Origin of the sequence: Aminobacter ciceronei (assembly GCF_014138625.1) — a bacterium.
Taxonomy (GTDB): Bacteria; Pseudomonadota; Alphaproteobacteria; order Rhizobiales; family Rhizobiaceae; genus Aminobacter; species Aminobacter ciceronei.
The window spans coordinates 201,183-211,929 of the sequence record NZ_JACJHY010000006.1 but is presented as its reverse complement, the minus strand read 5'-3'; the positions used below and the strand labels follow the sequence as shown (position 1 = coordinate 211,929).

The window sequence follows — 10,747 nt, the reverse complement described above, 5'->3', positions numbered from 1 at the left end:
ATCTCAAGTGCGGTTTGTTCAGGGCCGGCTCGCTTCAACATCACCCACTGAATCACAAACCCCCAACTCTCGCCAGGGGTTTGTCAGCAGTCTGAGCCCCGCTTCGGCGGGGCTTTTTGCTTGTCAGGCATTCGCCACCAGCACGCCTAGTGCCAGTAAGGCTCGACGCGGTAGTGTTCATAGGATGCATCGCGCGCCAGACGGCCATCGTCCTCGGTCAGTTCGTTCACCGAGTAGGAGGGTGCCGCCTTGAGCTGCTCCTTGGAAAACGGGACGACATAGCCGCCGCGACCCTTGTCGAAGTCCAGCGTCGACCACGGTATGGCGTGGTAGCGCTCGCCAATGCCCAGGAATCCGCCGAAACCGATGACGGCAAACATGATGCCGTTCGACAGCTTGTCGAGCATCACGTCCTCGATCGTTCCGATGGTCTCGCCCGACGTGTTGTAAACGTTGGTGCCGATGACCCTGGATGCGGGAATGGCTTTGGTGTGACCAGTGACTGTCGTCATGATCCTGCTCCTCGTTGGTTTGTGGATGCAGGACTAACGATCCCCCGGCGTGGAGGTTCCCCGATTTTCCCGGCGACAGGAATGCCGGCGGTTCAGTCGTTGAGGATGAAGGTCACTTTCATGTTGACCCGGTAGGCGACGATCTTGCCATCCTCGACGACGACCTTCTGGTCCTGAATCCAGGCGCCCTCGACATTCTTGAGCGTCTTCGAGGCGCGCGCGATGCCCTCTTCGATGGCGTCCTTGAAGCTCTTGGTCGACGACGAGGTGATTTCGGTAACGCGGGCAACAGACATGGAGGCTCTCCGGCTGATACGCTCAGTCACGGAAGCGAGCCTACGCCCGGCGCAAGCCGGGCTCAAGCTGGAGTTGCAGACAGCCTGCCTCAGCCCTTGGCGATACGGTCGAAGGCCATCAGGCGTTCGAGCAAGGCCGGCATGTCCTTGAACGGCACCATATTGGGACCGTCCGAAGAGGTCGAATTGTCGGGGTCTTCATGTGTTTCGATGAACACGCCGGCAACGCCGACGGCAACGGCCGCCCGCGCCAGCGTCTCGACGAAGCGGCGCTCGCCGCCCGAGGTGGCGCCCTGCCCGCCCGGCTGCTGCACCGAATGGGTGGCGTCGAAGATCACGGGTGCGCCTATGTCGGCCATGACAGGCAGGCCGCGCATGTCGGAGACCAGCGTGTTGTAGCCGAACGACGTGCCGCGCTCGGTCACCAGTACGTTCGGATTGCCCGAGCCGGTCACCTTTGCCACCACGTTCTTCATGTCCCAAGGCGCCAGGAACTGGCCCTTCTTGACGTTGACCACCTTGCCGGTTTTTGCGGCAGCAATCAGCAGGTCGGTCTGGCGGCTAAGGAAAGCCGGAATCTGCAGCACGTCGACAACTTCGGCGACGATGGCGCACTGCTCCTCGGTGTGGACGTCGGTGACGACGGTGACACCGAGTTCCTTGCGCAGGTCGGCGAAGGCGGGCAGCGCAGCTTCGAGGCCCGCGCCGCGCGTGCTCGACAGCGAGCTGCGGTTGGCCTTGTCGAAGCTTGACTTGTAGACGAAGCCGATGCCGAGTTTCTGGGTAAGTTCCTTGAGCTTGCCGGCCATGTCGAAGGCATGCTGGCGCGATTCGAACTGGCACGGGCCGGCGATCAGCGACAGTGGCGCATCATTGGCGAAGAGGGTCTTGCCGACCGTCACATTTGCATTCGGCTTGGTCATTTCTGCTCCTCGAAAATGAAGATTGCGCCCTGCCCCGGCGCAGCCGGAACCACAAGGCGCTGGCCGTCTAGATCGTGCGCGACGGCGCGTTCGACAAGAAGCGCCCTTGTCGCGGCAAGATCGTCGACGACAAAGACGATGGCTTCAAGTCGAATGCCCGGCGCATATGGCCCGTAGCGGATGCTTAGCCGCGCATTTGCGAGTGCCACGCCGGCATCGTCGGCCGCACTCCGTGCGATTGTCGCAAGCAACTTGGCCGCCGCCGCGATGTTTCCGGCAGCAAGCTCGATCGCCAAGACGCGTCTGGCGCCATTGGCATGTGCCTGGAGCGCCGACCGGTCGACGGCAGGTACGTTGGCACGCTCGCAGGTGAAAAAGAAGGCGTCGGCATCGGCATTGGGCTGGGCAGCGAAGGCCAGCCGAAACGATGCTACGTCGGACCTGCCCGAGGCGTCGACGAAAGGACGCGAAAAATCGAGCCGGCTGCCTGCGGATACGCCTGCAGCCACGAACGCGGTATGGTCGGCGTCGGCGTCACCGGATCCGAACACAACGGCCGAAAAGCCCTCCTCGCCATGCGCGTCGCGGAAGACACGATCGCGCGCAACAAACGCGTTGCCTTCACGAACCGCCTTGTCGGCCGCGACCCGGTCACCGACGGCAAGCGGCTCCAGGAAGGTGCCGTCGCTGAGATAGACGCAGCAATTGATGGTTCCGAACGGGTGCGTGCCTTGCGGCGAGACGCTGAATCCAAGTGCGGCAAGCCGGTCGCGCGCCAGCGTCAGGTCACCGGTCGGCAGGACCACGTGGTCGAGCGGCCGCGGGCTGTTGGTTTTCGTCATGGCTGCGCTGTGCCCGAAATCCCGATGTGAAGCAAGAGTGCCCCGCTCGCGCTACGACGCCACCATGTCGCCCAGCCGGCGGACCGTGTTCCAATTGCGCGACGTGCCGACACCACCGGCGCGCTTGGGCGTCAGAGCGCCAAGCAGCCGCGACGACGCCATATTGCGGGAAAAATAGAGCCAGATGTCGCCGTCGACAGAGGTGAGCTTTTCGTCGGCGGCGGCATAGGGGCGAAGCCGCTCGATCACTTCCGAAGTCACCGGCTCGCGCATCACACGGACACCGACCTGATCGGCGTGCAGTTCGGATTCCGCGAGAAAAGGGTTGGCAGCGACGAGCTTCAGCCAGGCGGCGGCATCGCGGACGATGATATCGACATGCTTGCCGAATTTTGGCGCGAACGCCGCTTCGAGTTCGCGCTCCAGTGCCGAAACCGTCTTGCCTTCTGCCTCGAAGACGAGGTTTCCGGTTGCAACCAGCGTACGCGGATTTTCGAGGCCGAGATCCGTCGCCATGTCACGCAAGTCGGACATGACGAGGCGACGGCCGGGTCCGAGAACGACGCTGTAGAGCAGCGCGACAAAGGTGGTCATGCGGCCGGCCACCCGGGGAAAGAAATGCGCGCCGGCGAGTTCACGTCGGCGCGCATGGATATCAGACCAGCCGGCTCTGTTCGACAGCGGCTTCGATGAAGCTCGCAAACAGCGGGTGCGGCTCCAGCGGACGGCTCTTCAGCTCCGGATGGTATTGCACGCCGATGAACCAGGGATGGTCGGGATACTCGACGGTCTCGGGCAGCACGCCGTCGGGCGACATGCCGGCAAAGACCAGGCCGCACTCTTCGAGGCGGTCCTTGTAGTCGATGTTGACCTCGTAGCGGTGGCGGTGACGCTCGGAGATGTCGGTGTCGCCATAGATCTCGGCGATCTTCGAGCCTTCGGTAAGCTTGGCGTCAAACGCGCCGAGACGCATCGTGCCGCCGAGATCGCCCGAAGCCTTGCGCTTCTCGAGCATGTTGCCCTTGAGCCATTCGGTCATCAGGCCGACGACCGGCTCCTTGGTCGAACCGAACTCGGTCGACGAAGCAGCCTCGATGCCGGCCAGCGAACGGGCAGCCTCGATGCACGCCATCTGCATGCCGAAGCAGATGCCGAAATACGGCACCTTGCGCTCGCGGGCGAACTTGGCCGCCAGGATCTTGCCTTCCGAGCCTCGCTCGCCGAAGCCGCCGGGAACCAGAATACCGTGGACCTTTTCGAGGAATGGAGCCGGATCTTCCTTCTCGAAGACTTCGCTTTCGATCCAGTCGAGCTTGACCTTGACGTTGTTGGCGAGACCGCCATGCGACAGCGCCTCGATCAGCGACTTGTATGCGTCCTTGAGGCCCGTGTACTTGCCGACCACGGCGATGGTAACTTCGCCTTCCGGGTTGTGGATCAGCTGCGACACATTCTGCCAAGGGTCGAGACGCGGCTTGGGTGCCGGATCGATGCCGAAGGCGGCCAGGACTTCCGAGTCCAGACCTTCCTTATGGTAGGCCAGCGGCACGTCGTAGATGTGGCCGACGTCGAGCGCCTGGATGACGGCGGATTCGCGCACATTGCAGAACAGCGACAGCTTGCGGCGTTCTTCCTTCGGGATGTCGCGGTCGGCGCGCACCAGGAGGATGTCGGGCGCAATGCCGATCGAGCGCAATTCCTTGACCGAATGCTGGGTCGGCTTGGTCTTGAGCTCGCCAGCGGTGGGGATGTACGGCATCAAAGTCAGATGGACATAGACAGCGTTGTTGCGCGGCAGGTCGTTGCCGAGCTGGCGGATCGCCTCGAGGAACGGCATCGCCTCGATGTCGCCCACCGTACCGCCGATCTCGCAGAGCACGAAGTCGTACTCGTCATTGCCGTCGAGGATGAAGTTCTTGATCTCGTCCGTGACGTGCGGGATGACCTGGACGGTTGCGCCGAGATAGTCGCCGCGCCGCTCGCGTTCGATGATGTTCTTGTAGATGCGGCCGGTGGTGATGTTGTCGCTCTGGTTCGCCGAACGCCCGGTGAAGCGCTCATAGTGACCCAGATCGAGATCGGTTTCCGCGCCGTCGTCGGTCACGAACACCTCACCATGCTGGTAAGGCGACATCGTTCCCGGATCGACATTGAGATACGGATCGAGTTTTCGGATGCGCACGCGATATCCGCGTGCCTGCAGAAGAGCCCCGAGGGCCGCTGCGGCTATGCCTTTTCCAAGGGAAGAGACCACGCCGCCGGTAATAAAAACATATCGCGCCATGGGATTCATCGCTTAACGCGGCCAAATCGATTCCGCCAGAGAAAAATCCGCCGCGTCGGACTTTTCCCTATCTGGCTGTTCAGTGTTGCTGCCTGTAGGCCATCCAAACAAAAAGGCCGGCGTGACCGCCGGCCCGCTATCAGCGTTATGAAAACGCCTTACATGACGATGACTTCAGAGCCCATCCTCACGCGGTTGTAGAGATCCATGACGTGGTCGTTGACCATACGGAAGCAACCGTTCGAAGAGTTTGTGCCGATCGTCTGCGGCTGGTTGGTACCATGGATACGGATATGGGTATCCTTCTTGCCCTGGTAAAGGTAGATGGCACGCGCTCCCAGCGGGTTTTCCGGCCCGCCGTTCATGCCGTCCTTGTACTGGCCGTACTTCTTGGGCTCGCGTTCCTGCATTTCCTTGGTCGGGATCCAGCGCGGCCATTCCTGCTTGTCGCCGATGGTGGCCTTGCCCTTGAACTCCAGGCCTTCGCGGCCGACCGCAATCGCATAGCGGCGCGCCGTCGACGACGATTCGATCAGATAGAGATAGCGCGCGCCGGTATCGACGACGATCTGGCCGCGCTCGTAGCCGGAGAACGAGACTTCCTGCGGCTCGAAGTCGGACTTCACCTTGAACTGCTTCTTGGCCTGCTTGGCTTGCAGCACGGCGTCGAGCGCACGTGTCTGCGGCAGCATCGACTGCTGCGGCGCGCTGCCGCCGAAGATGCCGGCGAGCAGGCCGGTCTGGCGCGGACGATCCTGGCTCTCGCTGCGCAGCTCGCCATTGTTGCCGGCAGAAGCCACTTCCGCGACATCGGGCGCCAGTGGCTCGATCGGCTTCATCACAGCGAGCGGCTGGAGATCGCGCTTGGGAGCCGGAGCTGAGGCGGTGGCAACCTGGGCGGTAGCCTTTTCAGACTTCTTCAGGCGGGCAAGTTCGCGGGCCTGTTCGGCCTTCGCCTTGGCTGCGGCCCGCATCGCCATCTTCTTGGCCTCGAGCATCTTCAGCCGGGCGACTTCCTTATCGGCCTTGATCTTGGCTTCGAGGTCCTTGATTCGCGACAAGTCCTCGTCGGTCGGCTTCTTCTTTTTCTTGAGCAGCTTGAGTTCAGCAGCATCGCTCTTGGCGGCGACAGTGATGACGTCGCTTGCGGCAGGCTGCGGCGCCGCAACGGTGCCGGCCGAGGTGGCGGCAAAGGCTGTCGAGCTCATGAAAGTGGCGCAAAGGCCAGCAAGAAGGATGCGGCGGAGCTGCATGGCGAAGGGATCCCGAACGTTCAACGCGAAATTTTCTTGCGACCAAACGCGGTGCCCCCAAGGCTCCCCCGCCGAATGCCGCAACCCTGCTATAATAGATTAGCCGGAGGCGCCTCAAGGGAGGCACCACCGGCTGACCAATCGAATTGTCGTGATTGACGCGGCATTTGCCGCAACTGTGTTCAAACAACAACAGGTTGCGGCAAAGGGTAAATAGTTAGTTAGGAACCTGCGGCGTCGCAGGGGCTGCCGGCGTGGCCGGAGCTGGCTGCTCGGTGCCCGAAGCGGCAGGCTCGGCGGGCTGAGTCGCGGGAGCCGCGGGTGCCGTGGCGTCTGATGCCGGAGCAGCCGGAGCGGTCGACCCGCCGAGCTGGTCGAGAACGCCGTTGCCGCCGGTGGTTCCACTCTGGGTAGTCGGTACGCGGTCGAGGATGTCGGTCGGCTTGGCGCCGTAACGGGCAACGATCGACAGCGTCAGCGACGTGACGAAAAACACCGTCGCGAGGATGGCGGTGGCGCGAGTCAGCGCGTTGGCAGCGCCGCGCGCCGTCATAAAGCCCGATCCGCCACCGATACCGAGGCCGCCGCCTTCAGAGCGCTGCAGGAGCACAACGCCGACAAGGGCGAGCACGACCATCAAGTGGATGACGATGAGGACGGTTTCCATTGCGCTTCCTGGGATCTTTCCTGACGTGGGAGGGCCGCGCACAAAAGCGCCCGGCACTCCGGAGGCGGCTCAATACAATGCTTTCTAGGCATTTCCAAGCCCGCCGGCCGAATATGGGGTGACACGTTGCCTTTGCAACGGTCACGTGTGGTGAATCAGAGCTTGCGATAGGCGTCGGCAATGCCGAGGAAATCTGCCGCCTTGAGGCTGGCGCCGCCGACCAATGCGCCATCGACGTTGGCGACAGCCAGCAATTCGTTGGCATTGGACGGCTTGACCGAACCGCCATAGAGAATGCGCATCTTGGCAGCCGACGCCCCCAGCTTCGCGGCAAGGCGTTCGCGGATATGGGCATGCGCCTCGGCGACATCGGCAGCCGTGGGCGTTAAGCCGGTGCCGATCGCCCAGACCGGCTCATAGGCGATGACAGCATTGGCAGGCGTTGCCGTCGTCGGCACCGAGCCTTCGATCTGGCGCGACAATACCTGCAGCGTCGTTCCGCCTTCCCGCTCGGCATGGGTTTCGCCGACACAGATGACGGCAACCAGCCCTGCGCGCCAAGCCGCTTCCGCCTTGGCACGCACGATCTCGTCGGTTTCGCCATGGTCGGTGCGGCGCTCCGAGTGACCGACGATAACGTGGCTGGCACCGGCGTCCTTGAGCATCTCGGCGGAAACGTCGCCGGTATGGGCGCCGCTCTCCTTGGCATGGCAGTCCTGGCCACCCATCTTGACCGGGGTTCGGTGCAGGATCTCGGCAGCACGCGAAAGCAGCGTCGCCGGCACGCACAGAAGCGCGTCGGTCTCGGCATCGAGGCCGCTCATGAAACCGCCGGCAATGTTGCGCAATTCGTTGAGCGAGTTGCTGGTGCCGTTCATTTTCCAGTTGCCGGCAACGAGTGGGCGGATTCCTGGCGTCATAGTGCTCTTCCCTCGAAATCGATGTTCGCTCGGGCAACCTCACTACCAAAAACAAGCCACAAAGCAATCGACACTGGCGGCGAAGGGCGCTATTGCGCTTCGTTCATGCAGGCGCATGCGACAATGCGCGTATACGGGATCTGTTACATGCTCGAATCGATGCGAAGTGCTGCTGGAACCTGGGTTGCGAAGCTGTTGCTTCTGCTCCTCGTCGTCAGCTTCGCGATCTGGGGCATCTCGGGTCAGATGATGAGCCAGTTCGGCGGCGACCAGGTGGTCACGGCCGGCGGCACGCATGTTACAGGTGTCGAATACCGCCTCGCCTATGACCGCCAGATGAACGTCATGTCGCAGCAGTTCGGCCAGCGCCTGACCCGCGACCAGGCCAACGCGCTCGGCATCGACAACCAGGTGCTTTCGCAGCTCGTCGCCGGTGCGGTGCTCGACGAACAGGCACGCAAGCTCGGCCTCGGCCTCTCCAAGGACCGCCTCGCCGAACTCACCTGGGACGACCCGACCTTCCGCGGCGCCGACGGCAAGTTCGACCGCCAGGCTTTTGAATACATCCTGCGCCAGATCGGCATGCGCCCCGAAGACTATCTGAAGAACCGCGCCCAGGTTGCGGTCCGCCAGCAAATCGTCGAAGCCGTTTCCGACGGCCTCGAGGCTCCTGATACCTTCCTGCGCGCCGTCGCACTTTACCGCGGCGAAGATCGCACCATCGACTACCTGCCGCTGCCCAAGTCGCTCGTCGAGCCGATCGCGGCACCGGGCGACGACGTGCTCAAGGCCTGGTTCGAGGAAAACAAGAAGAACTACGCCGCCCCTGAATTCCGCAAGCTGAGCTACGTCAAGCTCGAGCCGGAAGACATCATGGATGCCGCAGCCGTGACCGAAGAACAGGCGCGCCAGGACTACGACAAGAACAAGTCGCACTTCACCACCGCCGAGACGCGCAAGATCGACCAGCTTGTGCTGAGCGCCGATGCGGCCAAGGCTGCTTCCGATGCGATCAAGGGTGGTGCGACCTTCGACAAGGTTGTCGCCGACCAGGGCAAGACCGCGGCTGACGTGGCCCTCGGCTCGCTGACCAAGGACAGGATCGCCGACAAGGCGGTCGCCGACGCCGCCTTCGCGCTGCAGGCCAACCAGGTCAGCGACGTCGTCCAGGGCGCTTTCGGCCCAGTGCTGGTCCGCGTCAGCGAGATCACGCCGGAAACCGTCAAGACCTTCGACGAGGTCAAGGACCAGATCCGCAAGGAGTTGGCGCTGGCCGAAGCCAACCGCATCCTGCTCGACGTGCACGACTCCTACGAGGACGCCCGCGCCGCAGGTGAGTCGATGAAGGCTGCCGCCGACAAGCTGAAGCTCAAGATGGTGACGATCGATGCCATCGACCGCGCCGGCCAGCAGCCAGACGGCACCATCGTCAACGACCTGCCGGACTCGCGCAACCTGATCCAGGCGGCCTTCACCGCCGAAGCCGGCACCGAAAACCCGCCGCTCAATGTCGGCACCAATGGTTTCGTCTTCTACGAGGTCGACGAGATCACGCCTGCCCGCGACCGCACGCTCGACGAGGTCCGCGAGAAGGTCGTCGCCGACTGGACCGCTGCCGAAGCGACGAAGCGTCTCAAGGCAAAAGCCGACGAGTTGGAGAAGCGCCTCAAGGACGGTGCCTCGCTCGACGTGATCGCCGGCGAACTCAAGCTCGAAAAGCAGACCAAGCGCGGCCTCAAGCGCGAGGCCGACGATGCCGATTTTGGCCGCGAGGGTGCCTCCGCGATGTTTGCAATGGGCCAGGGCGGCACTGGCATCGTCCCCGCCCCTGCCGGCGATGCGCAGATTCTGTTCAAGGTCGCCGAAGTGTTCGAGCCTGCCGGTGCGGACAAGAGCGCGGTGCCAGAGGACGCGCAGAAGCAGTTTGCCTCGGGCATGTCGGACGACCTGCTCGACCAGATCGTCGCCCAGCTCCAGGGCGAGTATCAAGCAACGATCAACCAGGCGGCGATCACCCGCGCACTTGCGGTGGGAACGCCATGAGCGCACTCAAGCCGCATATCGCCAAGGTCGCCGCGGGCACCCCTCTCACCTTCGAGGAGGCACGCGAGGCCTTTGACATCATCATGTCGGGCGAAGCCACGCCCGGCCAGATCGGTGGCTTTCTCATGGCGCTGCGGGTGCGCGGCGAGACCGTAAGCGAGATATCGGGCGCCGTTGCCACCATGCGCGACAAGATGCTGCGCGTCGAAGCCCCTGCCGATGCCATCGACATCGTCGGCACCGGCGGTGACGGTTCGCACAGCGTCAACATCTCGACTGCCTCGGCCTTCGTCATCGCGGGCGCAGGTGTGCCTGTCGCCAAGCACGGCAATCGCGGCCTGTCCTCGCTGACCGGCGCCGCCGACGTTCTGACCGCCCTTGGCGTCAACATCGACCTCACGCCCGAGGCGATCGGCCGCTGCATCCATGACGCCGGCGTCGGCTTCATGTTCGCGCCGGCGCATCACCCGGCGATGAAGCATGTCGGCGCGACCCGCGTCGAACTTGGCACCCGCACCATCTTCAACCTGCTCGGCCCGCTCTCCAATCCCGCCGGCGTCAACCGCCAGCTGGTTGGCGTGTTCTCGCCCGAATGGGTGCGTCCGGTGGCCGAGACGCTGAAGGAACTTGGCGCCCAGCACGTCTGGGTGGTCCACGGCGATGGTTATGACGAGATCACCACGACGGGTGAGACCCATGTCGCAGCCCTCAAGGACGGTGTGATCACCACGTTTACGCTGGCGCCCGAACAGGTCGGCTTGAGCAAGCATACGCGCGAAGAGCTGCGCGGCGGCGATTCCGCCTACAATGCCGCTGCCCTGCGCGGGGTTCTGGAAGGTGCCAAGGGTGCCTATCGCGACACGGTGCTGATGAATGCCGGTGCCGGCCTCGTCGTTGCCGGCAAGGCTGCAACGATCGGCGAAGGCGTGCCGCTTGCCGCCGAGGCAATCGACAGCGGCCGCGCCAAGGCAGTGCTCGACCGACTGGTCGCCGTTTCGAACGGATAG

Annotated in this window: 11 protein-coding genes; 2 read left to right on the top strand and 9 right to left on the bottom strand. The window is 63.4% G+C overall.

All coding sequences use genetic code 11. From position 1 onward, the window contains the following. Window positions 1–146 precede the first annotated feature (146 nt). From HNQ95_RS08945 to tpiA, 9 genes are all read right to left on the bottom strand, one after another. Window positions 147–512, bottom strand: coding sequence for a PRC-barrel domain-containing protein (locus tag HNQ95_RS08945; protein ID WP_067962336.1), 366 nt, complete (start codon window positions 510–512; stop codon window positions 147–149). 92 nt (window positions 513–604) lie between these two features. Next, window positions 605–808 carry a dodecin family protein gene (locus HNQ95_RS08940; protein WP_067962338.1) on the bottom strand — a complete coding sequence of 68 codons (204 nt, stop codon included), beginning with the start codon at window positions 806–808 and terminating at the stop codon, window positions 605–607. Window positions 809–897: 89 nt separating this feature from the next. After that, window positions 898–1,731, bottom strand: coding sequence for a 3-deoxy-8-phosphooctulonate synthase (kdsA, locus tag HNQ95_RS08935; protein ID WP_067962342.1), 834 nt, complete (start codon window positions 1,729–1,731; stop codon window positions 898–900). Continuing rightward, the gene (locus HNQ95_RS08930; RefSeq protein WP_182573882.1) at window positions 1,728–2,573 is read right to left on the bottom strand and encodes a VOC family protein; all 846 of its coding nucleotides are present in this window, start codon (window positions 2,571–2,573) and stop codon (window positions 1,728–1,730) included. Before HNQ95_RS08930 ends, kdsA begins: the two co-directional genes overlap by 4 nt. Window positions 2,574–2,624: 51 nt before the next feature. Further along, the gene (locus tag HNQ95_RS08925) at window positions 2,625–3,167 is read right to left on the bottom strand and encodes a DUF1697 domain-containing protein (protein WP_182573881.1); all 543 of its coding nucleotides are present in this window, start codon (window positions 3,165–3,167) and stop codon (window positions 2,625–2,627) included. 61 nt (window positions 3,168–3,228) lie between these two features. Continuing rightward, window positions 3,229–4,866, bottom strand: coding sequence for a CTP synthase (pyrG, locus tag HNQ95_RS08920; protein ID WP_154386024.1), 1,638 nt, complete (start codon window positions 4,864–4,866; stop codon window positions 3,229–3,231). A 149-nt stretch (window positions 4,867–5,015) separates the two neighbouring features. Beyond that, on the bottom strand, window positions 5,016–6,065 hold the full coding sequence (locus HNQ95_RS08915; RefSeq protein WP_312870920.1) for a L,D-transpeptidase: 1,050 nt from the start codon (window positions 6,063–6,065) through the stop codon (window positions 5,016–5,018). A 262-nt stretch (window positions 6,066–6,327) separates the two neighbouring features. Beyond that, the gene (secG, locus tag HNQ95_RS08910; protein ID WP_182573880.1) at window positions 6,328–6,777 is read right to left on the bottom strand and encodes a preprotein translocase subunit SecG; all 450 of its coding nucleotides are present in this window, start codon (window positions 6,775–6,777) and stop codon (window positions 6,328–6,330) included. A gap of 155 nt (window positions 6,778–6,932) precedes the next feature. Then, a complete protein-coding gene (gene tpiA / locus HNQ95_RS08905; protein WP_067962354.1) occupies window positions 6,933–7,697 on the bottom strand; it encodes a triose-phosphate isomerase in 765 nt (254 codons plus the stop codon). A gap of 147 nt (window positions 7,698–7,844) precedes the next feature. Here tpiA and HNQ95_RS08900 point away from each other — a divergent pair, with 147 nt between their 5' ends. Both HNQ95_RS08900 and trpD read left to right on the top strand, forming a co-directional pair. Then, on the top strand, window positions 7,845–9,740 hold the full coding sequence (locus HNQ95_RS08900; RefSeq protein WP_182573879.1) for a SurA N-terminal domain-containing protein: 1,896 nt from the start codon (window positions 7,845–7,847) through the stop codon (window positions 9,738–9,740). Continuing rightward, window positions 9,737–10,747 (top strand): anthranilate phosphoribosyltransferase, encoded by a 1,011-nt coding sequence (trpD, locus tag HNQ95_RS08895; RefSeq protein WP_067962360.1) that lies wholly within the window; start codon window positions 9,737–9,739, stop codon window positions 10,745–10,747. The genes HNQ95_RS08900 and trpD overlap by 4 nt, the downstream gene beginning before the upstream one ends.

What these genes read in the sequence shown, in the direction of transcription:
- HNQ95_RS08945 (WP_067962336.1), bottom strand. Translation starts at nt 512, where the DNA reads ATGACGACAGTCACTGGTCACACCAAAGCCATTCCCGCATCCAGGGTC.
- kdsA (WP_067962342.1), bottom strand. Translation starts at nt 1,731, where the DNA reads ATGACCAAGCCGAATGCAAATGTGACGGTCGGCAAGACCCTCTTCGCC.
- secG (WP_182573880.1), bottom strand. Translation starts at nt 6,777, where the DNA reads ATGGAAACCGTCCTCATCGTCATCCACTTGATGGTCGTGCTCGCCCTT.
- HNQ95_RS08930 (WP_182573882.1), bottom strand. Translation starts at nt 2,573, where the DNA reads ATGACGAAAACCAACAGCCCGCGGCCGCTCGACCACGTGGTCCTGCCG.
- trpD (WP_067962360.1), top strand. Translation starts at nt 9,737, where the DNA reads ATGAGCGCACTCAAGCCGCATATCGCCAAGGTCGCCGCGGGCACCCCT.
- HNQ95_RS08915 (WP_312870920.1), bottom strand. Translation starts at nt 6,065, where the DNA reads ATGAGCTCGACAGCCTTTGCCGCCACCTCGGCCGGCACCGTTGCGGCG.
- HNQ95_RS08925 (WP_182573881.1), bottom strand. Translation starts at nt 3,167, where the DNA reads ATGACCACCTTTGTCGCGCTGCTCTACAGCGTCGTTCTCGGACCCGGC.
- HNQ95_RS08900 (WP_182573879.1), top strand. Translation starts at nt 7,845, where the DNA reads ATGCTCGAATCGATGCGAAGTGCTGCTGGAACCTGGGTTGCGAAGCTG.
- tpiA (WP_067962354.1), bottom strand. Translation starts at nt 7,697, where the DNA reads ATGACGCCAGGAATCCGCCCACTCGTTGCCGGCAACTGGAAAATGAAC.
- pyrG (WP_154386024.1), bottom strand. Translation starts at nt 4,866, where the DNA reads ATGAATCCCATGGCGCGATATGTTTTTATTACCGGCGGCGTGGTCTCT.
- HNQ95_RS08940 (WP_067962338.1), bottom strand. Translation starts at nt 808, where the DNA reads ATGTCTGTTGCCCGCGTTACCGAAATCACCTCGTCGTCGACCAAGAGC.